Origin of the sequence: Salinicola salarius (assembly GCF_003206135.1) — a bacterium.
Lineage (GTDB): Bacteria > Pseudomonadota > Gammaproteobacteria > Pseudomonadales > Halomonadaceae > Salinicola > Salinicola salarius.
Genome location: NZ_PZJT01000010.1, coordinates 1 through 19,822 on the forward strand (window position 1 = coordinate 1; position 19,822 = coordinate 19,822).

Annotated in this window: 25 protein-coding genes and 1 tRNA gene; 11 read left to right on the forward strand and 15 right to left on the reverse strand. The window is 60.9% G+C overall.

All coding sequences use genetic code 11. From position 1 onward, the window contains the following. Positions 1-507: 507 nt before the first annotated feature. Together DOM32_RS10745 and DOM32_RS10750 are read left to right on the forward strand one after the other, a co-directional pair. Positions 508-581: transfer RNA gene (locus tag DOM32_RS10745), tRNA-Gly, on the forward strand. A 174-nt stretch (positions 582-755) separates the two neighbouring features. Next, positions 756-983 (forward strand): TFIIB-type zinc ribbon-containing protein, encoded by a 228-nt coding sequence (locus DOM32_RS10750; RefSeq protein ID WP_071232071.1) that lies wholly within the window; start codon positions 756-758, stop codon positions 981-983. Between the two features lie 66 nt (positions 984-1,049). Here DOM32_RS10750 and DOM32_RS10755 read toward each other — a convergent pair whose 3' ends face one another. The 4 genes from DOM32_RS10755 to DOM32_RS10765 all read right to left on the reverse strand — a co-directional run bounded on the left by DOM32_RS10755 (position 1,050) and on the right by DOM32_RS10765 (position 2,337). Then, positions 1,050-1,292, reverse strand: coding sequence for a hypothetical protein (locus DOM32_RS10755; protein ID WP_139284308.1), 243 nt, complete (start codon positions 1,290-1,292; stop codon positions 1,050-1,052). Between the two features lie 170 nt (positions 1,293-1,462). Then, on the reverse strand, positions 1,463-1,612 hold the full coding sequence (locus DOM32_RS17875) for a hypothetical protein (RefSeq protein ID WP_167400667.1): 150 nt from the start codon (positions 1,610-1,612) through the stop codon (positions 1,463-1,465). 69 nt (positions 1,613-1,681) lie between these two features. Beyond that, entirely contained in the window at positions 1,682-1,879 is a 198-nt protein-coding gene (locus tag DOM32_RS10760; protein WP_110634316.1) for a hypothetical protein, read from the reverse strand. Positions 1,880-2,013: 134 nt separating this feature from the next. Beyond that, entirely contained in the window at positions 2,014-2,337 is a 324-nt protein-coding gene (locus DOM32_RS10765) for a hypothetical protein (protein WP_157957068.1), read from the reverse strand. 329 nt (positions 2,338-2,666) lie between these two features. On the opposite strand from DOM32_RS10765, the gene DOM32_RS10770 reads away from it, so the two are divergent. Continuing rightward, entirely contained in the window at positions 2,667-2,930 is a 264-nt protein-coding gene (locus DOM32_RS10770; RefSeq protein ID WP_110634649.1) for a hypothetical protein, read from the forward strand. 234 nt (positions 2,931-3,164) lie between these two features. Next, positions 3,165-3,323 (forward strand): YqaE/Pmp3 family membrane protein, encoded by a 159-nt coding sequence (locus tag DOM32_RS10775; RefSeq protein ID WP_071232076.1) that lies wholly within the window; start codon positions 3,165-3,167, stop codon positions 3,321-3,323. Positions 3,324-3,373: 50 nt separating this feature from the next. Here DOM32_RS10775 and DOM32_RS10780 read toward each other — a convergent pair whose 3' ends face one another. Continuing rightward, positions 3,374-3,862: a DUF6314 family protein gene (locus DOM32_RS10780; RefSeq protein WP_110634324.1), complete on the reverse strand. Its 489-nt coding sequence runs from the start codon at positions 3,860-3,862 to the stop codon at positions 3,374-3,376. On the opposite strand from DOM32_RS10780, the gene DOM32_RS10785 reads away from it, so the two are divergent. Beyond that, positions 3,861-4,751, forward strand: coding sequence for an EamA/DMT transporter family protein (locus DOM32_RS10785; protein WP_110634327.1), 891 nt, complete (start codon positions 3,861-3,863; stop codon positions 4,749-4,751). The two genes, DOM32_RS10780 and DOM32_RS10785, sit on opposite strands and share 2 nt — an antisense overlap. Here DOM32_RS10785 and DOM32_RS10790 read toward each other — a convergent pair. The 7 genes from DOM32_RS10790 to DOM32_RS18325 form a co-directional block, all read right to left on the reverse strand. Continuing rightward, on the reverse strand, positions 4,687-5,727 hold the full coding sequence (locus tag DOM32_RS10790; RefSeq protein WP_157957069.1) for a DUF1853 family protein: 1,041 nt from the start codon (positions 5,725-5,727) through the stop codon (positions 4,687-4,689). The two genes, DOM32_RS10785 and DOM32_RS10790, sit on opposite strands and share 65 nt — an antisense overlap. 85 nt (positions 5,728-5,812) lie before the next feature. Continuing rightward, a complete protein-coding gene (locus tag DOM32_RS10795) occupies positions 5,813-6,445 on the reverse strand; it encodes a cell wall hydrolase (protein ID WP_110634333.1) in 633 nt (210 codons plus the stop codon). Then, positions 6,429-6,764, reverse strand: a complete 336-nt coding sequence (hmuQ, locus tag DOM32_RS10800) for a heme-degrading protein HmuQ (protein ID WP_110634336.1) — start codon at positions 6,762-6,764, stop codon at positions 6,429-6,431. The genes DOM32_RS10795 and hmuQ overlap by 17 nt, the downstream gene beginning before the upstream one ends. 162 nt (positions 6,765-6,926) lie before the next feature. Further along, complete coding sequence (locus DOM32_RS10805; protein WP_110634339.1) at positions 6,927-7,799, reverse strand: VOC family protein; 873 nt, start codon at positions 7,797-7,799, stop codon at positions 6,927-6,929. An 88-nt stretch (positions 7,800-7,887) separates the two neighbouring features. Then, complete coding sequence (locus DOM32_RS10810; RefSeq protein ID WP_110634343.1) at positions 7,888-9,015, reverse strand: aminotransferase class V-fold PLP-dependent enzyme; 1,128 nt, start codon at positions 9,013-9,015, stop codon at positions 7,888-7,890. A gap of 51 nt (positions 9,016-9,066) precedes the next feature. Then, the gene (locus tag DOM32_RS18320) at positions 9,067-9,504 is read right to left on the reverse strand and encodes an NAD(P)H-dependent oxidoreductase (protein WP_338095122.1); all 438 of its coding nucleotides are present in this window, start codon (positions 9,502-9,504) and stop codon (positions 9,067-9,069) included. Next, positions 9,446-9,817: an NAD(P)H-dependent oxidoreductase gene (locus DOM32_RS18325; protein ID WP_338095123.1), complete on the reverse strand. Its 372-nt coding sequence runs from the start codon at positions 9,815-9,817 to the stop codon at positions 9,446-9,448. The genes DOM32_RS18320 and DOM32_RS18325 overlap by 59 nt, the downstream gene beginning before the upstream one ends. A 105-nt stretch (positions 9,818-9,922) precedes the next feature. Between DOM32_RS18325 and DOM32_RS10820 the strand changes: the two genes are divergently transcribed. Further along, entirely contained in the window at positions 9,923-10,795 is an 873-nt protein-coding gene (locus tag DOM32_RS10820; protein WP_110634346.1) for a LysR family transcriptional regulator, read from the forward strand. Positions 10,796-10,992: 197 nt separating this feature from the next. Here the strand turns inward: DOM32_RS10820 and DOM32_RS10825 are convergent, their stop codons facing one another. Then, a complete protein-coding gene (locus DOM32_RS10825; RefSeq protein WP_244179890.1) occupies positions 10,993-13,116 on the reverse strand; it encodes a pyrroloquinoline quinone-dependent dehydrogenase in 2,124 nt (707 codons plus the stop codon). An 11-nt stretch (positions 13,117-13,127) separates the two neighbouring features. Continuing rightward, the gene (locus tag DOM32_RS10830) at positions 13,128-13,493 is read right to left on the reverse strand and encodes a hypothetical protein (RefSeq protein ID WP_071232086.1); all 366 of its coding nucleotides are present in this window, start codon (positions 13,491-13,493) and stop codon (positions 13,128-13,130) included. 286 nt (positions 13,494-13,779) lie between these two features. Here DOM32_RS10830 and DOM32_RS10835 point away from each other — a divergent pair, with 286 nt between their 5' ends. The 5 genes from DOM32_RS10835 to DOM32_RS10855 all read left to right on the forward strand — a co-directional run bounded on the left by DOM32_RS10835 (position 13,780) and on the right by DOM32_RS10855 (position 18,068). Further along, a complete protein-coding gene (locus tag DOM32_RS10835) occupies positions 13,780-14,661 on the forward strand; it encodes an NAD(+) kinase (protein WP_071232087.1) in 882 nt (293 codons plus the stop codon). A gap of 1 nt (position 14,662) precedes the next feature. Beyond that, positions 14,663-15,640 carry a metallophosphoesterase gene (locus tag DOM32_RS10840; protein ID WP_071232088.1) on the forward strand — a complete coding sequence of 326 codons (978 nt, stop codon included), beginning with the start codon at positions 14,663-14,665 and terminating at the stop codon, positions 15,638-15,640. 396 nt (positions 15,641-16,036) lie between these two features. Beyond that, entirely contained in the window at positions 16,037-16,933 is an 897-nt protein-coding gene (locus DOM32_RS10845) for a rhomboid family intramembrane serine protease (protein ID WP_110634352.1), read from the forward strand. After that, positions 16,930-17,196, forward strand: coding sequence for a YeaC family protein (locus DOM32_RS10850; protein ID WP_071232090.1), 267 nt, complete (start codon positions 16,930-16,932; stop codon positions 17,194-17,196). The genes DOM32_RS10845 and DOM32_RS10850 overlap by 4 nt, the downstream gene beginning before the upstream one ends. Continuing rightward, positions 17,184-18,068: a DUF2797 domain-containing protein gene (locus DOM32_RS10855; RefSeq protein ID WP_110634354.1), complete on the forward strand. Its 885-nt coding sequence runs from the start codon at positions 17,184-17,186 to the stop codon at positions 18,066-18,068. Before DOM32_RS10850 ends, DOM32_RS10855 begins: the two co-directional genes overlap by 13 nt. Before the next feature lie 19 nt (positions 18,069-18,087). Here the strand turns inward: DOM32_RS10855 and DOM32_RS10860 are convergent, their stop codons facing one another. After that, a complete protein-coding gene (locus DOM32_RS10860; RefSeq protein ID WP_071232091.1) occupies positions 18,088-19,575 on the reverse strand; it encodes a RimK family protein in 1,488 nt (495 codons plus the stop codon). Between the last annotated feature and the right edge of the window lie 247 nt (positions 19,576-19,822).

Below are 19,822 nucleotides of genomic sequence, written 5' to 3' on the forward strand. Positions count from 1 at the left end.
TTTACACAGCTAGTCAGAAATGTAGCCCAGGTAGCGCTTTTGATTATCAGCTTTCATGGGTACAAAAGTGATCTCCAAATTAGAGATGTTATTTAACACAGGATAATTATTTTGGGTGAACGATTTTAACCGGATCACAGGTTGGCAATGGAGCTTTTCCTTATTGACCGGGTAAATTCATCCCATAATTGAAGCGAATGGATTGAAGAGCAGCGGTAACTGCCGCATCTAGGGGTAGCGGCATTGAAGCGATCTATTGGATAGATCGACTTTACTTCCTTTCAAGGACGGCGGTAGAGGAACCCGTGAAGGAAAACGGAGCCAGGGAAGCGGTACGGGGCAGTCCGCGACTTTCAGCAAGTCAGGCCCATGCTGATCGAAAGCTCGGCCGGTCAGCGATGATCGGTCGGGCTTTCTCCTGTTCGGAAGGCGATGCCATCTCGCATGTCGTTGCCGGTGTGGAGAAGCTTGCAAGTCTAAGTGGTTGGATTTACTATCAAAACCATTGCGGGTGTAGCTCAATGGTAGAGCAGAAGCTTCCCAAGCTTAAGACGAGGGTTCGATTCCCTTCACCCGCTCCATCCTTGTTTGTCCGCCACCTTCTTCTCTGTGCTTCTAACCGATTGTTCATCAAGGACAATTGTCGTCCATTGCCTGGCCTGGCTCTGCTTTGGCGCCGGATGAAGGATGAACCAACGCGAATCTGCAGTAGATCCGCTACGCTGATGAGGACAGCTCAGTAAAGGAGAAGTCCCATGGCAGAAGCCCTTACCCAATGCCCGAAATGTGGTAACAAGACGCTTGACGTTCCCGCTGGCGATGCACCGGATCAGGAGGTTCGTTGCACGTCCTGCGGTGCCGTCGTCGGCAAGAGATCGGACTTTACCAGTGACATGCAGAAGCGAGAGGAGACTTTCGTCAAGGAGGAGGTCGCCGATAAAGTCGATAGGTCGCTTCCGGGCAGCAATACGACGAAAAAGTGAATATCGACTCGCGAGCGATGATCAATAACGCCACCCGCCAGGAGTGGCGTTGCAGGTCACTTCCTGTCATTCACGTCTGGGGCGGCCTTGCGGCCCTATCGGATTCTTGAGAGCCAGGCGGATGGCCTTGTCTCTATCGATGCCCTGATCGGTCAGTTTCTTTATCCGCGTCTTGAGTGTGCCTAGCGGCATCCCGTGTTGTTCGGCGAGCGCTGCCAGACTTTTCTTATCAGGTGTTATCCTTTTTTTTATGAGAGGCTCCACTCGATCCTTCGCCATCATCCTCATCACGACCTCATTGTCTGCCATTTGCGATACGCAACATTTCCCATTACGCATTGATACATGAACGGCAGGAGGCCAGGAAAATTTAGGCTTTATATGTCTAGCAGACGAACTTATTCAATCTAATGTTAGAACAAGGCTTCTCGAGCCCCAATCACAAGCCCAGTCTTGTTGTCTGGAGTATTTGGAAGATTTTAACGTGGGTTACGATCCGAACCGGGTTTCGGGCCGTTTTTACGCTGCTGGTACTTGTCATAGGCCTGTTTGGCCGTGAGTTTGGCTTTTTCCCGGTTCTCCGGCTTTCTTAGCCAGTTGGCGATGGCCGCGCCGATCATTTTCTTCATGTCATCCTCCTGATTCGGAGTGGTCGAAACGCCGATGCGTTGTTGCAGGATCCCTCTGCGGGGCCTGGCTCAATCGACGCTTCCAATGGGTGACGTGTCATTACCGTTGAGGCGTTCGGCCTCCATCTCGGCCTCTTCAGAAAACGCGTGGCGGGAATGGATCCAGCGACGGTCGCCGCTTTCGTCATAGCGACTGTCGACGACTAGCCATTCAGGTGCTTGCTGCGTTTCGTTGATGTCGGAATGACGCACGACGAATGATTTCACGGAACCTCCCCTCTCTTGACCGTGTGCTGTCTTGGCGATGATGCCAGTCTGGGCAGCTATTCCTGCTGATGCGACATCGTTGCATCGCGCTGTATCGAAAAGGGGCCGAAGCCCCTTCGACTGGTCTGGCAGGATCACTGGCTCTCGATGGCGTCACCGGCCGCGTCGCTTTGGCCTTCGGCGTTGATGTCGTCGAGCTGATCTGAATCAGGAACGTTGGTCGTTTCGTCCGTCTCCGACTCCATGGAGTTCAGAGACTCTTCCGTGGCCTCGCTGTGGCCCCCCGACGCCGTGTCCGACTGCTTGCCGCTGGATTCGGTGACACCGCTACCTTCGGTCAAGGGCTCTTCATTGGCCTTGTAGGCTTCTTCCATCGCCTCGCTCTGCGCGAGCGCGTGACCTGCTGCACCCATCAGTAGCATGGCCGTCAAGGAGGCAGTAATAAGATTCTTTCTCATGACAAGGTCCTTTTGCTAGAGAACTACGTGGTAAGAGAACTACGTGATAAGAGAACTACCGTGACAAGAGCACGACAGTGTCGAAAATGACGATACCGAACACGTCAGAAGGTGAACACGGCAACCATCATCCACGGTGTCGCGCACCTTCACTATAGTTCATAAACCCGATCTGACGGGAGAATCCATTTCAGCTGGTGCTGTTGGCGCCGTTATCGCTATAGGATGTCGTTGACGGCTTGAAGTGGAGCGGGGTCGTCGCCATCTCTCGCCATCATGGGTTCACGCGTCGTGCGTGGATCCAACGTGGCGGCCAGGAGGATCTGACCATGAATGCTCGAGATTATCTTGCCAAGCAGGGAATCGCGCTCGACAAGGAAGAGGAAAAGCCGCAGTCGCTCGAGGAGAAAGCCTGGGCCCGCGCGCGGGAAGCCGTGGAGCATGGTCCTCGCAGCGGCACCCCTCATGACTGGGAGGACTGGGAGGACTGGGAGCGGCATCACGAGGCGCTGGCTTCCGGTTCGCGATCGATCAGCGCCAAAATCAGCTCGCGTCGCTCGCCTCGCGAGACCCCGGAAGACGATCACGAGTGAGAGGAGCACCCAGGTCGGCAGCGTTGGAGGCGAAAGAACGCTATGCTGTGATCGGGTGAACCAAGATTTTTCAACGAGATGTCGTCATCTCGTCTACTTTGAAAATCCAAAGGTTTCGGTTTCTCGAAGCACTGGATTTATCGAAGTACTGGATTTATCGAAGTACTGGATTTATCGAAGTACTGCAACGGATTGTCGAGCACAAACGATGTCGTTTCGAGCAAAGGAGGCCATATGGACATCATTCGCATCATCTTCGCCATCATTCTGCCGCCGGTAGGGGTATTCCTGCAGGTGGGGCTGGGGCTGCAATTCTGGATCAACGTCGTGTTGACGTTGCTGGGGTACATACCGGGCATCATCCACGCGATCTGGATCATCGCGACGCGCTAAGGCAGCGCAGCGACGCGGTCATCGGCTTCCTTCGGGAAGCCGATGTCGTTTCAGCGGGTTCGATAGTGGTAGAGAATCCGTTCGTCCTTGCGTGGCCCGACGATGCGCCACGCAAGATCGATCCCGTCATCCATCAATGTCAGCCTGGCGCTATAGGCATCGGCGGCACATTGATGTACCTCCGCGCTGACCAGGGTGTCATCGTTTTCGACGATCAGGTCGAATAGCGAGACGGCAGCGTCAGCACCGCGGCGCTCATGCGAAAGCGCGATTCGATCCGGATGGATATCCCAGCGGTAGACGTTGCGCATGGGTGCGTTGCGGGTCTGGCCATCCAGCGTGAAGATGCCCGACTCGAAGAAGCGCACGCTGTGGTTCTCCCGAGTCACCTCGATCCTGCCTTCGCCACGACCATTCCAGCCTACCGCCGAGGCCTGACCCGACTGCGCGCTGAACGCGAAGCGCGAGAGGTTGGGCAACAGCGTCTCTAGCCGTATAATGGCTGTAAACTTTTCGATTTCATAAGGTTGACCATTCATGTCGTATCTCGTCGGTGTCACGGCGTTGTGGGCTTTTTCGTTCAGTCTGATCGGTGTCTATCTCTCCGGTCAGGTCGACAGCTACTTCGCCGTCATGGCGCGGATCCTGCTCGCGACCGCGATTTTCCTGCCGTTTCTGCGTCCCGCTGCACTGCGCTGGTCTTCCCGCCTCGGCTTGATGGCCATCGGCAGCCTCCAGCTTGGCGTGATGTATCTTTTCTTCTACCAGTCCTTCCTCTTGCTCACCGTGCCGGAAGTGCTGCTGTTCACCATTTTCACGCCGCTTTATATCACGCTTGTCGATGACCTGCTGGCGCGACGATTTTCGCCACGCTATCTGGTGGTAGCGGCGCTGGCCGTGGTGGGCGCGGCCGTGATCCGGTATGACGGCGTCACGAACGATTACTGGCTGGGATTCCTGGTCGTGCAGGGCGCCAACCTGAGCTTTGCGCTGGGACAGGTCGCGTATCGGCACCTGGCACGCAGCCTGCCCGATGGCGTGGCGCATCGCCACCTGTTCGGCTGGTTCTATCTGGGAGCGCTGTGCATCGCCATACCGGCTTTCTGGCTGCTGGGCGACTCGACGAAGTTGCCCACGACACCGCTGCAGTGGGGCGTTCTGGGGTGGCTGGGTCTCGTCGCCTCGGGGCTGGGTTATTTCCTCTGGAACAAGGGAGCCTGTCGCGTCGATGCCGGCACGCTGGCGATCATGAACAACGCTCTGATTCCCGCCGGATTGATCGTCAACCTGATGATCTGGAACCGGGACGCCGACCTGGCCCGCCTGGGGATCGGTGCCGTGATCCTGGCCGGTTCGCTGTGGCTCAATGCGCGCTGGGCGAAGCGCTCCGGGGTGGCAACGGCAACGCCAGCGGCCAGTCGTCCCTGACCACGAAGAGCCGGCATCGCCGATCATCCGGGAGGATCAGCAGCAGATGTGCAGGCCCGCCGGGAACGCTGAAAGAATGGGCCAGTTCACGGTCCAGCATCGCCAGCGGCATCGGTTCGGTCGCGGGCGGCGCGAGCCAGTGAGGCTTGGTCAGTCGATGGCCGCGAGCCCCTTCCGGCAGCGACCGGATCAATGAAGGCCAATCTTGCCAGTGACACCACAGGCCCTGTTCGGCCTTGGCATTGGCCAGTCTCGGCAGAGGCAGGCGCTGAGTCCACGGATGATAAAGACATCCCGGCATGATGATGCGCTGCCGCAATGCTCCGGTGGCGCCCAGCCTCTGGCGCTGCCGTTCGGCGGCCGGAGATCGGCCTCTGAGTAGCTGATGAGACGCCAGGCGATGGCATTTGATGGCCAGGGAGTCGAAGCTGCCGATGCCGATCCAGCGCGCGGCGTTTCGGTCATCACCCGGCCCTTCGGGCAGGCCGAGGAAAAACTTGATCGCCAGCTCGGCATGGAAGGTCAGCTGATCGTGGCAACCTCGATTCGCTTCTGCCGGCGAGCTCTCGGTCCCCCCGGAAGCGTAGAGCAGGTCGAGCTCGCCAAGGGTCTGCCTGCTCTCGCGCAGCGCCACGTTATGGGCCAGAAGCCGGGTGCGCGGCGCATGATCCAGAATCCACTGCCACAGCGTTTCGTGATAGATGCCCAGACGCTGTGATCGGCGGATCAGGCGTCTTTGCTGGAAGCGCTCCCCTTGATCCTCTTGCTGGCGCAACCAGGTGCGCCTTCGTTGCGGTTCCTCCAGCCCGAGCTCTGCCAAGGTGGGCCGGCCGGCATAGTCGAGCGTCGCCATGTCCGGCGCATGCAGCAGCCAGGCGATATCGCGGACCCAAGGCTGACGAAGCGATGCCAGATCTTCCCGCAGCGCATCATCGAAAGGGGGGAAGGCATCGAGAGGGGCGAAGGCATCGAGCAAGAGGAAGACTCCGTGGGATCGTGCATTGGCCGGCATGACGCTATCTGCGTCGGTGGGGCGCGTTCTCTTCGCTGGCTTCGCGTCGTTATCCGGGCTCGCGATAGAAGTTGAATTCGTGCGTCCGCGCCGTCCGCACCAGGGTCGACATCCAGCCGGGCGAGATGCTGCGGTGATGGAAGAACAACGCGCCGTGGGTGATGTCGGGAAGCGTGCCATTGAGCGCGCGGCGCGCCACTTCTCTTGCCGCCGCGTATTGCTCGGGCTCGGTGGCTTCGTCGGGACGGCCATCGCACCACCACGAGAACTGACACTGCCCGGTCTCCGAGCCTTGCTGGACGATGTCGCACAGGCTCGATGGAAATTTTGGATTCCCCAGCCGGTTCATGATCACGTTGGCCACCGCCTGCATCTCGCGCTGATCGGTGCCCTTGGCTTCCCAGTAGATCGATCTCGCCAGGCAGGTAATGGCGTCGTCCAACGGTGCCAGGCCGCGGGGGTCGACCGCCTCCGTACCCTCTGGCGTCAGTCGTGCCGCGTCCGGGGCCGGTTCGATCTTGTCCGTCTCGGCGACGCGCTGTTCGAGCTGCTCGGCTTTCTGGCGGGCGATTTCGGCTTTTGTCAGTGGCGGTTCGGCCAGTGCCGACGCGCCTTGCAACAGAAGCCCCGTCAGCAAGAGTGCGCCCGTCAGGCGCCGATATCGATCAGCCAGCCTGATCATCGTTGCCGATCGTCTGGATGACCTCGAAGCCTTCGAACTTGGGCGGCCCGAGATAGAGGCCCTCGCGGCGGCTCTGGCCAGCGTTGGCGTGGGCGGCACGGAAGGCTTCCGAGTGCGTCCACGCCTCGAAATGCTGGCGGGTGCGCCAGAGGGTATGGGAGGCGTAGAGAACGTGATCTTCCTCCGCGGGACCGCGCAACATGTGGAATTCGACGAACCCGGGCAACCCCTGAAGGTTCGTTTCGCGCTCCAGCCACAGCGTCTCGAATTCCTCGGTGCGCTCCGGATTGACGCGAAAGCGGTTCATGGCGATGAACATGAATCGACTCCTGACTGAGAAAATCGGCCCCGGGAGGGAGCCGTATGAACGAACCGAAGAACGATGTCGCCGCGCGTTTTCGGACATGACCGAGCAACATTGCCAGCATCCGGTGGCAAAAGTCGAGCCGGCAAGGGGGGCCTCACGTCGTTCGAGTCGTGCTTAACGCTGCTCGAACCGGAGTAGCGTTCCCAGGACACCGGACGCGATGTCGGCCTGGGTCTCGCTGTGACGGTGGTAGTCGATGCCCTGGCTGTCCCAGCAGGCGATCGCCGCATCCAGATCTCGGCAGGTAAGCGTAAGCGCCACGGCGCGCGGCGGTTCCGGTTCGATATCGCCGAGGGTCGGGAAGGTCGCTGACAGTGTCTGGCGATCGAGCAGGTGACAATCGCCCTTGTGGGTATGAATGGTCCAGGCGGTGTCACTGCCGCGAACCGAGCTGTCGCCGTGAATGCGTCGGAAATGCTCGATGTCGTAAGCCGGGTCGTCGCTGACGTACCAGACATCGGCGATCGAGGTCGCGGTATTGGCGTGCGCTTCCTGCGTCGGATCGACACGAAACAGCTCTGGGCGCAGTTGCTGGCAGAGGAACTGGGTCAGAAAGGGACGTTCCGGATCGTGCAGCATGTCCAGCGCCACGCTCACTTCCTCGTTGCGGCCGCCGGGCAGATGCGCCATGCGGCGGAAGATGATCGGGCACGCCTCGGAAAATCCCCGTGCCGCCACCAGAGCGTGATCGCGCTGAATGCTGTCGCTGTCGAGCGCCACCATGGCGATGCCGTCACCCACCGTGATCAGGCGCGCCTCGATCAGACGACCGAACTGGAAACCGTTGTCGTCCTGATAGTCCAGGCATTCCGGGCGGCCGATGCCGATCAGTTCGATGAAGTTGTTGCTGAAGAACAGCAGATGGTTGTCCGTGCCCCAGGGGTGCCGGTGGCGCGAATTGACGTTGAAGCCGAGATCTCTCGCCGCCTGGGCGGCGTGATCGAGATGATTGACCGCCAGTAAGGGGTGATCGATGCCGAAGCTCATGAGCCTTTCATCCGTGGTGTGGTTGTCTGCAGTATTGCCCAATATCGGGATTCCTGAAGGCAGGGTACGGAATAAGTCTCCGGTTTTCTCACCTCAGCGCCGCCATGGCGCGGTCGATGTCGTCCTTCGTGTTGTGCCAATGCGGCGAGATCCGCACCAGGGCGCCTGTCGTCGGCAACCTGACGTTCAAGGGCTCCGCGGCGGTATCACACACCTTGGCAACGATGCCGGCCGCATCGAGCTTCTGGTGAATCTGTAACGGTGCGGCGTCCGGCAGATGAATCGTGGCGATGCCGCTTTCCGGCTGTTGCAGCAGCGGCCGAAACCCTCGTTCGCGGGCCAGTTCGTAGATCCGTTCGGTCAGCGTCGTCAGGTGCTCGCGCAACGCCTCCAGCGTGATCTGCTGCAGTTCGTTGATCGCCGTTGTCAGCGTGACCTGATTCATGATCGAGACGTCCGAGGCATCGAAGCGCCGCGCCTGGGGGAGGTCGAGAAAACGCTGGGTCTCCCGGTCCAGGCGCAATCCCGCCAGTTCCGGCGCCGGATTGGGATGCATCATGGCCACTGCCGGCTGGCTGACGTAGAGCAGCGCCATGCCGCGGGGGCCACGGAGCCACTTGCGAGTGGTGGCGACCAGCACGTCGCAGCCGAGCCGGCGCACATCGACTTCGGTCTGACCCAAGCCCTGGGCAGCGTCCACGATCAGCGGGCAGTGGGATGGTCGGGGCAGATTTCCCAGCGCTTCGACATCGTAGCGGCGGCCCTCGATGCTGGTCACCAGCGGCGTCAGGATCGCCGCGACGTCCTCGCCGATCTGGTTCGCGATCGCGGCCATGTCGAACCGGCCATCGGCATCGGTCGCCAGCAGTTCGATATGGCGCGGCGGCTCTCCGCCCAGGCGCCTCAGCATGACGATGTTCGAAGCCCACTCGCCCGGGGCGACCAGCAGCCGCCGACCGGCGAGATCGAGGCTCCCCACCATCTGCCCCATGAGCTGCGAGGTGCTCGCCCCGAATGCGACCTGCGGCTCTGGCGCCCCGATCCAGCCGGCCAGCCGGGTTCGTGTCGCCTGCAGATCCCAGATGGCGCTTTCGAGGCGCTGGCGCGGATAGACCGCCATCTCCGCCTCCAGCCAGTCCCGCAGGCGTGCCGATACCGTCGGGCTTTGCAGGCCGACGGACGCATTGTTGAGGTAGCACAGATCGGATGGCTGCACGGGAGTTCCTGCCTTGAGGTCGGGTTCTCCCTGTATGCTGCCGGGGAATCGCTACCCGCGCCACCTCAGTGGGTGCGAATCGAGCAGGATGCCTGCCTCGTTCCAATCGCTCCAGCCCGTAAAAGGAATAGGCATTTCCTCAAAGAGCCCTGTCAGACGATCCTTCCAGCGGTGCTTTTCTTCCTCGAGCCTCTTTCTGAATGCATCCGCTGCCTGATATTGCAGCCCACCACCCTGCACGCCATAGATGGGATGAGGAGGCAAGACATCAAAACCGACGTAATAAAGTGAACAATGCAGCGGCCATATCAACTTGGCTATATCGCCACTTCGCCCTAGCGGAGAAAACGTCTCTGCTGGGCCACCGGTCGTGAACGAGTAGAGGGCACGTTTACCCTGTAACATGCCCCGATCGAAACGGCGTTCTCCATTATAGATACCACCGTAGACAAAGACCCGATCGAACCACCCCTTGAGCATGGCGGGCATGCCATGCCACCAAAAGCGGGAACTGGAAGATCACCAGATCGGCAGCCTTGAGCTTGTCGACTTCCCGGCGTACGTCGGGCGCCAATTGTTCCGACTCGAAGGCATAACGCTGTTCTGTCAGTGGCTGGAATACCGCCGAATTGGTGGGCGCCTCATAGTGACGAGAATGCTCGACGGGGTCGAATCCTTGAGCATAGAGATCAGAGAGTGCTACGGCGTGGCCGGTCGAAGCGAGACATTCCCGCGTGATTCGTGTCATCGCTCCGTTGAATGATGACGGGTCAGGATGACAATGAACGATCAGTACTTGCATGTTGTAAATGCCTGAAAGGAGTGGCATTACACATTATTTATTGCGATAACGCACTGCAATAAGGTGTTTCGGAAATCTGTTTTTGCATTTGTGCAAGGAGGTGGTATGTCGGGATCGTGGCGCTGGGATGATTTGAAAATCGTGCTGGCAATCGCCGAGGAACGGACGCTAGCGGGCGCTGCGCGTCGGTTGGCAGTCAATCACGCAACTGCGTTTCGACGGCTAAAGGCGGTAGAGTCGAGCTTCGGCACACGTCTCTTCGAGCGCCAATCCGGGACTTATACGGCCACCGCCATGGGGGAACTTATGGTCGACTCTGCCAGGCGCGTAGCGGCGGAAGCCAGCAACATCGAACGCAAATTGGCCGGTCGGGATCAGCAACTCGAGGGCACGCTGCGAATTACTACGACAGATACGTTACTTACAGGAGTATTGACCAATTCACTGGCCGACTTTCGCCGGTTGCATCCGGCGATCTCTCTTGAAGTCGTGGTATCCAATCGCACGCTAAATATCACTCGACGGGATGCGGATATCGCTATTCGTCCGACCAATCGGCCGCCCGATACATTGGTCGGTCATCGTCTCGGCTGGATCGACATGGCGGTATATGGAGATATCGAAGGAATGGCCGCCGATAGCTCAAACTGGGTGGGGGTAGATGCCAGAATGGGATACCCGGCGTTGGATGCTTGGTTGAGCAGTCAGGCGGGCGTTATCGGTTATCGCGTCGACAGTATGTTGGCCATGCTGACAGCCGTCCGAAGCGGTATCGGGAAGGGCGTTCTCCCTTGCTATCTGGCAGAGAACGATGTCGGATTGGTCAGGAAAGGGAAACCGATTCCGACGTTGCGGACCGAATTATGGATGCTGACGCATCCTGATCTCCGACGAAATGCCCGGGTCATGGCACTGTTTGATTTCCTGCGTAAGAGGATGCAGGAACGAGGCGACTTTGCGCGCTTGCCAGCCCAATAAGTGTGAGCAGGGCGGGCTGGTGGGTTCATCCACCGAGTATCCAGAGAGAGCGCGATCGAATGAAAGGCGCGAGGTGTTCTGTTTTTTGGATGACTGAAACGGGATCAGCCATTCGCAACGAAAAACGGGGTGGGCCAAGGCCCACCCTGTCAATGCGATCATGATCGCAACTGCCCGTCGATTATCGGGCTGGGCGATCACTCTTCCGGCAGGGCGTACACCACCACCTGATCGCCTACCTGATCCTTGAGGATCGTGTTGCCGCCGGCCACGAAAGCGACGTACTGGCGGCCCTTGTATTCGTAGACCGAGGGGTTGGCGACGGCAGGCGCCTGGGCCTGGTCTTCCCACAGCTCTTCACCGGTCTCGAGCGAGTAGGCACGCACCTTGGCATCCATCGATGCGCCGATGAACACGACGCCACCTGCGGTCACGGCCGGGCCACCGATAGTCGGCGAGCCCCAGCGTTCGGGCATGAAGAAGCCGTACTGCTGAGAGGCGCCGACCGGCTTACGCCACTTCACGTCACCGGTATGCATGTCGATCGCCACCAGCTCACCGAAAGGCGGTTCCCAGCACGGCATGCCGAGCCAGTTCATCGCCACCTTCAGGCGCATGCCGTACGGTGCGCCTTTCTGCGGGGCGAAGCCGCTTTCGTTGCCGGAGCCGCTATCGGCCTCTTCGTAGTCTTCACGGTTGTACAGCTTGACGTACTGCACGATATGGGAGGTGTTGACGATGGCGGTCTGGCTTTCGGGATCGAATGCCACGCCACCCCACTGCACACCACCCGCGCTATCCGGATAGGTCAAGGTGCCTTCGCCCTTGGTAGTCGGCGGGGTGTACATGCCTTCGTACCAGAGATCGTCCCACAGGCGCGAGCACTGGCCGGCACCCACGGCGTCGGCGAGACCCCAGATCTTGGGCTTCTCGGACTGATCCAGCAGCGGTGCCGGCTTGGTCGGGAACGGCTGCGTCGGCGCATAGACTTCGCCCTCGACAGTGCCATCGCCCTGCGGGACCGGGCGCTCCTCGATCGGCCAGACATCCTCGCCGGTCAGGCGGTTGACCACGAACAAAAAGCCCTGCTTGGTCGCCTGGACCAGCGCCGGGATCTGTTCGCCGTCGACGGTGATGTCCATCAGCGTCGGCGCGGAGTTGATGTCATAGTCCCAGATATCATGGTGAACCCACTGGCGGGACCACACCACTTCACCGGTCTCGATGTCGAGCGCGGTGGTCGAGGTTCCCAAAGGAGCCTCTTCGGTGCGATTGCCGCCCCAGTAGTTCGGTGATGGCGAAGAGACCGGCAGGTAGAGCAGGCCGTTCTCGCGGTCGGCGGACATGTGCGTCCAGACGTTGGCGGTACCGCTCTTCTCGCGCATCTCGTCGGAAAGCGCCTGGAACGTCCATTCGAGCTCGCCGGTCTGGGCGTCGAGCGAGAAGATCGTTCCCGGCGGCGCCTGTTCGTAGGCCCAGTCCATGCCGGCCCAGCCGAGCATCAGATGGTCGCCGACCACGGTCGGAGGCTGAAGGACGGAAAGCGGCCACTCGGCGTGGGTGTCGTTCCACTGGTTGACGTTGAGCACGCCGTTGTCGGCGAAGCCCTTGCAGAGTTCGCCGGTATCGGCATCCAGCGCGAACAGCTGCGCGTCCATGGTGCCCATGTAGACGATCTTCTGGCACGGTTCGCCGGCGACCGGATTTTCGGCTTCCCAATAGGAGACGCCGCGGTTCTTCAGCACTGGCTGGGTCAATGCCTCGCGCGAGGATTTCGTGTCGAAGCTCCACTTCTCTTCACCGGTACCCGGGTCCAGCGCAATCAGGCGATAGAAGGGCGTGCCGATGTAGATGGTGTCGTTGGCGAAGACCGGGGTCGCCGACCATACCGTCGCCGGGATGTCGCCGGAGCCGTCGGAGATATCGCCGGTGTGGTACTCCCAGACTTTCTCCAGTTCGCCGACGTTATCCGCCGTAATCTGATCGAGCGGGCTGTACTTCTGGGCGTTGAGCTGACCGTGGAAGCTGTCCCAGGTCGGCTTCTCCGGCACCAGCGGAATCGGCGGCCGGTTGGCATTTTCCTGATCGTTCGAGTCCGCAGCGCTGACGTCCTGTGGCTCGGGGCTTTGTGGCTCGGGGCTTTGTGACTCGGACGACGACTGAGCGTCGCTCTGGGCCGATGTCTGGCCGGCATCGGCTGGCTGGTCCTGGGCGAACAGCGGGACCGGGGCGAGCAGTAGCGCCAGTGCCGTGGCCGTACCCAACCGCTGCGCGGTGAGCTTCAGTGCAGGCAAGGGCATTTGGGGCAAGGAAGTTGGCATGAATCGGCTCCTCATGAATGGGCTGGTGACTTGGAAGCAGCCGGACTGGCCATGTCCAGCAGCAGGCCGATCAGGCCAACCACCATGGCGGCCGTCAGCCACCACTGATGCAGCAATAGCCCGGCGAAACCGGTGCCGACGAGATCCAGCAGGATCAACACTCGCAGCGCCACGCGTCCGCTGCGGCAGGAAAGCGGAGCCAAAACCAGCGTCATGACGACCAGCGCGATCGACGTGAGGATGACGACGAGGGCGCCAAGCGTACCGTCGACACCGGTCAGCGGAGTGAAATAGGCATAAAGCGATACGGCGAGCCCGGCAAGCGAGGCCACCAGCAGCACTATGATGCCCGCCCTGAATGATCGAGATTGGGACATGAGGTCGTTGTCTCCTGATGAGATCGATTGGTGCACCTGGCGGCTGTTTCTGCATCGTTCTGATGTTGCATCAGGTCAATTGATAGCCTCGAAACAGTCGGGAGTGTGGTTACGTGTGCGCGGAATCCACACGCCAGGCAGACTAAAGTGTAGGATACTTTTAGATGTTAGCATGGAAACGATTGATTTTTTGGGAGGAAGTTTTAACCGATGTGGCGGGTCGTTTGCGGCAAAGCGAGCGCAGCCAGCATAATGGCCGGCCGTCACCCCGCGAGAGACACGTTGTATGGAATCGTTCAACACCATCGGTCTGATTGGCCGTCTGGGTAGCGACAAGGTGGTCGAGACGCTCAAGCGCCTGGTGATCTTTCTCGAGCGTCATGGTCTCGAGATCGTGATCGAGGATCGTACCGCTGCGCTGCTTTCCGGCCATGGCCACAGGGAAGCCAGGCGCCGGGAGCTGGGCACGTTGTGCGATCTGGTGATCGTGGTTGGCGGCGACGGCAGCCTGCTGGGGGCGGCGCGGGCCCTGTGTCATAGCGCGACGCCGGTACTCGGCATCAACCGTGGGCGGCTGGGCTTTTTGACCGATATCTCCCCCGACGAGGTCGAACAGAAGGTGGCCGAGGTACTGGAAGGGCAGTACGACACCGAAAGGCGATTTCTGCTCGAGGCGGAGCTCTATCGTGGCGAGCGTCTGATCGGTTCCGGCACCAGTCTCAACGATGTGGTCGTGCATCCCGGCAAGGCTGCGCGGATGATCGAATTCGAGCTTTTCGTCGACGATCGCTTCGTCTATTCCCAGCGCTCCGATGGCCTGATCATGGCCACACCCACCGGCTCCACGGCCTATGCGCTCTCCGGTGGCGGGCCGATCGTGCATCCGGGGCTGGAGGCGATCACGCTGGTACCCATGTTCCCGCACACGCTCTCCAGCCGGCCGATCGTGATCGATGCCGCCAGCGAGATTCGCGTGCATATCGGCGATATCAACCAGGCCTATCCCCATGTCAGCTGCGACGGCCAGACCCGCGTCGTCTGCAAGCCTGACGACATTCTCTACGTCCGTCGCCACGCCGAGCGCCTGACGCTGATTCATCCACGCGGGCACAGTTTCTTCGAAGCCTGCCGCTCCAAGCTGGGTTGGAGCAGCAGGCTGGGAGATTGACATGGCGCAGGACAGCGATGTCGACGGCTATGATCTGATCGGGGATGTCCATGGCTGCGGCCGGAGCCTAATCCGGCTGCTGGAGAAACTCGGATACCGGGCGGAAGATGGGGTGTTTCGCCATCCGCGCCGCCGGGTCATCTTCCTGGGCGACCTGATCGATCGCGGCCCCACCATCCGGCTGGCGGTTGCCGTTGCCAAGCGCATGGTCGACGCCGGCGAGGCGCATATCGTGATGGGCAATCATGAAGCCAACGCGCTGGCCTACTGTCACGAGGCGCCAAGCGACAGCGAGCGCGAATGGCTTCGCGATCATACCCCGCGCAACAATCGCATCATCGGTCGTACGCTGGAGCAGTTTCACGATTTTCCGCTGGAGTGGGAAACCTGCCTTTCCTGGTTCATGACGCTACCGCTGTGCCTCGATCTGGATGGCCTGCGTGTGGTACATGCCTGCTGGGACGAGCCGTTGATCGCCGCCTTTCTTGCGCGGCGCCCCGATGCCCGAATCGACCGCGACTTTCTGGTCGAATCGACACGGCATGGCAGCCTGGCGCACCGCGTGCTGGATCGCCTGACCCGGGGCACTCAGATGCCGCTGCCGCCTGGCGTCGAGATTCGTTCGGGGGACGGATTCACGCGGCGCTCGTTCCGTACCCATTTCTGGTGCCGAAACCCGCGCACTTACGGGGATGTGGTCTTCCAGCCCGACAATCTGCCGCTGGGACTCGAGGATCGTCCGCTGGACGACAGCGAACGGGAACGGCTGACCTACTATCCGGAATCGGCGCCGCCTCTGTTCGTGGGGCATTACTGGTGCAAGGGCGTACCGGCGTTGCCGCGAGCGAACATCGCTTGCCTCGATTACAGCGCGGTGAAGTACGGCCGGCTGGTGGCTTATCGCTGGGACGGGGAGTCGCGGCTCGATGCCAATCGCTTCGTCTGGGTCGACGTGTCTCAGGAAGGGATTCGTGACTGATGCCGTTGCGGAATATCAGGGAAATTGCATTTTTTTACATTAGCCGCAGCTAACTGATTTGGCGGATTTTTTACCGTTACATGAAGCGGATCAGGGAAAAAATGGGAAATTTTTCGCCGCGTGCGGGAACTCCTGCCACCGACGACCCTCAAAGTCAGTGTTCCCTTGAATGATCCCTTGCTCTTATCCGGCGGCCCTCCCGCCGGATTTTTCTTTGTTGGGTCTGTAAAATTTCGCGGTGCCTGTAGAATGGCGACTTCGAACCCGTCACGGGTTCGCGCTCCATGATGACATTTTCATGCTGGGCTTCAGTGCCCTGTCCATGCTGGGCTCGGCGCCTGAGTCTCAGCATCGGGCTTCTCGATATTCTCTCGGTAAGCGGGTCGGACATCTTCCATGTACAAACTCCTCGAACTGCCTGGCGATCTGGATACGCGGCCTCTGCGGCAGGCGCTCTGGGCGCATCACATCGGTCATCGCTTCACGCATCAGGAGAATCGGCAGGTACTGTGGCTTGTCGATCCCGAGCAGCGAGATGCGGCTGCGCGACTGATCGAGCTCTGGCACCGGGGGGAGCTGGATACTGCTTCGGCGGCCGAGGCGCCACGGCGTCGACCCGGTATCGCCAGCCAGGCGTTCGGGCAGGCACCGTTCGCGGCGGGGCTGATTGCCGTCTGCGTGCTGATCTTCCTGGCCATGATCTTCGCGGGCGATGCCATCGTCCGCGCTTTCACCATCGTGCCGCTCGACATCGTCGGCCAGCGGCTGGTACCGGGGGATCTCGTCTCCGATACCCTAGCCGGCGGCCAGCTCTGGCGCCTGTTCACGCCGGCGCTTTTGCACTTCGGCTGGATGCACCTGATCTTCAACATGCTGTGGGTGTGGTATTTCGGCCGTCAGGTCGAAGCGATCCAGGGATGGCGCCGGCTCGGCCTCATCGTGCTGATCGCGACGCTGGTTTCCAATCTGGCACAGTACTTCACCGGCATCGTGCTGTTCGGGGGCATGTCGGGGGTGGATTACGCGCTGCTGGGCTACGTGTGGTTGATGTCTCGCCGCCGGCCGGAAAGCGGCTTCTTCGTGCCCCAGATGCTGATGGTCTTCATGCTGGTCTGGATGGTCTTTACCATGACCGATCTTGCCGGGGCCTTCGGCTTCGGTAACGTCGCCAACGAGGCGCATCTGGGCGGATTGCTGATTGGGCTGTTCATGGGCTGGTTCGCCAGCCGTAATGCATCGGGAGGCGCCGGACACGACGCTTCAGGAGAAAGCTCTTCAGGAGAAAATAAGTGAGCGAGATGAATTTCGACCGCATGGTCGCGCAGATGACCCGAGAGATGTACGAGAACTTCAAGCAGGCCATTCAACTGCGCAAATGGCCCGACGGCCGCCGCTTGACCCCCGAGCAGACCGAGCTGTGTCTGGAGGCGGTCATCAAGTACGAAATGATCCATGAGGTGCCGGCGGAACAGCGTGTCGGCTATCTCGAGCGCAACGAATGTGCCTCCGGCAATCATGCCTCCGCCGAGGAAGCCGCGGTCAAATGGATCAACTGATCCCGGCTGCGCAGGTCGCGAGCGAGTCTGGCCGCTTTGCCAGCGGCCAGCTCCGCAAGCTCGACATTCGGTTGCCGGTGGAGAACGGCCCGGCGGACTATACCCTGCGGGCCGGCGAGCAGCGTGTGGGGCTCAATGCGTGGCTGGGGCAGCGCATCCGGTTGCACCATACCGGCGAGATCCACTGCGTCGAGTGCGGGCGCGCCACGCGCAAGAGTTTCGGTCAAGGGCATTGCTACCCTTGCTTTTCCTCGCTGGCGCATTGCGATCTCTGCATGATGCGCCCGGAGACCTGTCACTACTTTCAGGGCACCTGCCGCGATCCGGCCTGGGGCGAACGGCACTGCTTCCGCCCGCATACCGTTTACCTGGCCAACGCCTCCGGCCTCAAGGTCGGCATCACGCGAGGCACCAATACGCCGACCCGCTGGCTCGATCAGGGGGCGATCCAGGCGCTGCCGATTCTCGATGTCGATACGCGGCAGCAGTCCGGGCTGGTGGAAACGCTGTTCAAGTCGCACGTCTCCGATCGCACCAACTGGCGGGCGATGCTCAAGGGCGAGGTCGAGCCGCTCGATCTGACCGCCGAGCGTGACCGCCTGCTGGCCCGGCTCGCACCGGGGCTGGCAGCGCTGCGCCAGCGTGTCGGTGAGGATGCCATTCAAACGGTCGACGATGCGCTGCCACTGACGATCGACTATCCCGTGCTCGAATGGCCGCGCAAGATCGTCTCGTTCAATCTCGACAAGTCGCCGATGGTCGAAGGCACCCTGATGGGGCTCAAGGGGCAGTACATGATCCTCGATACCGGCGTCATCAACCTGCGTAAGTTCGCCGGTTATCAGGTCTCGGTGACGGCCGAGTCCGCGTGATGACGCCAGGCCGGGCGGATCAGCGCGGCTTGTGCTCGAGCTGGCGCTCCATGCGCTTCAGAAATACCGACATGACCTGCTCGTAGAGCGCATCCTTCAGCACCACGTCTTCCACGCCGGCATCCAGGTTGGGGTTGTCGTTGACCTCGATGACTACCACGCGATCGCCGATCTGCTTGAGATCGACCCCGTAGAGGCCGTTGCCGATCAGCTTGGTCGCCCGCAGCGCTGCCTTGACCACCTGCGGTGGCACCTCCGACGGATCGTGGGTGGTGAAACCGCCGCTGCGGGTCTTGCCGCTGGAGTGGTCGTAGATCTGCCAATGGCCGCGAGCCATGTAGTAGCGGCTGGCGAAGAGGACCTGGCCGTCGAGCACGCCGATGCGCCAGTCGAAGTCGGTCGGCAGCCACTCCTGCAGCAGCAGCAGCGCCGAAGCCTCGAACAGCTTGGGCGCCTCCGCCTCCAGCTCCTCACGTGAGCGAATCTTGACCACGCCCTTGGAAAAGGCGCCGTCCGGCACCTTCAGGACCAGTGGATAGTCCAGATGGGCGAGCTTCTCGTCGAGCCGGCTCATGTCGCCGCGATGAAGCAGCTGACCGCGAGGCGCGGGAACCTTGTGGGTGCCCAGCAGTTCATGGAGAAAGATCTTGTTGGTACAGCGCAGGATCGACTGGGGATCGTCGATCACCACCAGCCCCTCGTGCTCGGCCTTCTTCGCCATGCGATAGGTGTGATGATCCAGCCGGGTCGTCTCGCGGATGAACAGAGCGTCGAACTCGGCCAGCCGGCCGGCGTCCCGATGGGTGATCAGGCTGACGTCGATGCCCAGGCGCCGGCCGGCGCGTATGAAGCGCTTGAGCGCCCCCTTGTTGCTGGGCGGCAACTTCTCTTCCGGATCGATCAGGATCGCCAGATCGAAGCGGTAGCGACGGCGTGCGCGTGGCGTGCGCCAGACCCGGGTCGAATGGCGGTTCAGCGCCGTCGCGAACAGGTCTTCCTCGCCGGATTGCAGCGCCGTCAGCGCGATGGGCTTGAGCCGTGCCAGGCGCCAGACGTTCTGGCGTTTCTCGAAGCGGGCTTCCAGCAGCGGATGAGGCAGACGCTCGAACAGGCGACGAGCCAGGCGCTGCAGCTCCGGTTCCCGGCACTCGCCGAAGAAGACGCGCAGCGTGAAGGATTCGCCCTCGAGAACGCCGCGCTTGTTCAGTTCCATCAACAGCGGATCGATGGCGGCCAGCTGCATGTCGATCAGTGCCTTGCGCGAGAGCTGGTTGAGCGTTTCCACGCTGGGCAGCACACGCTGGTTGCGCGCCTGGGCCAGCAGAGAAACGTAATAGCCGGTTTCCAGATAGTCGAGATTGGCGCACAGGTTGATGACGTGCGTGGCGTCATCTGCCGTCGCCGCGCCGTTCAGCGCGAGGAACTCGTCGGCGCTAATCAGATCCTCGGAAGGGTAGTAAGGTTGCCAGTCGGCAAGGCGATCGACGACGATACGCAGGCGTGACATGAATCGGTGGCTCCTTTTCCGACATCTTCCCGTTGGGGTGGTCGGCGATCGATGCGGCAAGCTGCCGGGGCTGCAAAAAGGAAATAGCATGCGATGATGTGAAGGCGGCGACAAGTCGTTGCCGGCGTGAAATAATTTCAGCATCGTCGGCGTCATCGCCTCGGCGACTGCCCGCCTGACGGGCCACCGGCGCGGTCCCGGTCGAACGAAGGCCGTGGCTGCACCCAGATCCCAGATGAATCAGATG

Coding starts and splice junctions, on each gene's coding strand:
- DOM32_RS10750 (WP_071232071.1), top strand. CDS start 756: ATGGCAGAAGCCCTTACCCAATGCCCGAAATGTGGTAACAAGACGCTT.
- DOM32_RS10755 (WP_139284308.1), bottom strand. CDS start 1,292: ATGGCAGACAATGAGGTCGTGATGAGGATGATGGCGAAGGATCGAGTG.
- DOM32_RS17875 (WP_167400667.1), bottom strand. CDS start 1,612: ATGAAGAAAATGATCGGCGCGGCCATCGCCAACTGGCTAAGAAAGCCG.
- DOM32_RS10765 (WP_157957068.1), bottom strand. CDS start 2,337: ATGAGAAAGAATCTTATTACTGCCTCCTTGACGGCCATGCTACTGATG.
- DOM32_RS10770 (WP_110634649.1), top strand. CDS start 2,667: ATGAATGCTCGAGATTATCTTGCCAAGCAGGGAATCGCGCTCGACAAG.
- DOM32_RS10775 (WP_071232076.1), top strand. CDS start 3,165: ATGGACATCATTCGCATCATCTTCGCCATCATTCTGCCGCCGGTAGGG.
- DOM32_RS10785 (WP_110634327.1), top strand. CDS start 3,861: ATGTCGTATCTCGTCGGTGTCACGGCGTTGTGGGCTTTTTCGTTCAGT.
- DOM32_RS10780 (WP_110634324.1), bottom strand. CDS start 3,862: ATGAATGGTCAACCTTATGAAATCGAAAAGTTTACAGCCATTATACGG.
- DOM32_RS10795 (WP_110634333.1), bottom strand. CDS start 6,445: ATGATCAGGCTGGCTGATCGATATCGGCGCCTGACGGGCGCACTCTTG.
- hmuQ (WP_110634336.1), bottom strand. CDS start 6,764: ATGTTCATCGCCATGAACCGCTTTCGCGTCAATCCGGAGCGCACCGAG.
- DOM32_RS10805 (WP_110634339.1), bottom strand. CDS start 7,799: ATGAGCTTCGGCATCGATCACCCCTTACTGGCGGTCAATCATCTCGAT.
- DOM32_RS18320 (WP_338095122.1), bottom strand. CDS start 9,504: ATGCCCGCCATGCTCAAGGGGTGGTTCGATCGGGTCTTTGTCTACGGT.
- DOM32_RS18325 (WP_338095123.1), bottom strand. CDS start 9,817: ATGCAAGTACTGATCGTTCATTGTCATCCTGACCCGTCATCATTCAAC.
- DOM32_RS10820 (WP_110634346.1), top strand. CDS start 9,923: ATGTCGGGATCGTGGCGCTGGGATGATTTGAAAATCGTGCTGGCAATC.
- DOM32_RS10825 (WP_244179890.1), bottom strand. CDS start 13,116: ATGCCAACTTCCTTGCCCCAAATGCCCTTGCCTGCACTGAAGCTCACC.
- DOM32_RS10830 (WP_071232086.1), bottom strand. CDS start 13,493: ATGTCCCAATCTCGATCATTCAGGGCGGGCATCATAGTGCTGCTGGTG.
- DOM32_RS10835 (WP_071232087.1), top strand. CDS start 13,780: ATGGAATCGTTCAACACCATCGGTCTGATTGGCCGTCTGGGTAGCGAC.
- DOM32_RS10840 (WP_071232088.1), top strand. CDS start 14,663: ATGGCGCAGGACAGCGATGTCGACGGCTATGATCTGATCGGGGATGTC.
- DOM32_RS10845 (WP_110634352.1), top strand. CDS start 16,037: ATGTACAAACTCCTCGAACTGCCTGGCGATCTGGATACGCGGCCTCTG.
- DOM32_RS10855 (WP_110634354.1), top strand. CDS start 17,184: ATGGATCAACTGATCCCGGCTGCGCAGGTCGCGAGCGAGTCTGGCCGC.
- DOM32_RS10860 (WP_071232091.1), bottom strand. CDS start 19,575: ATGTCACGCCTGCGTATCGTCGTCGATCGCCTTGCCGACTGGCAACCT.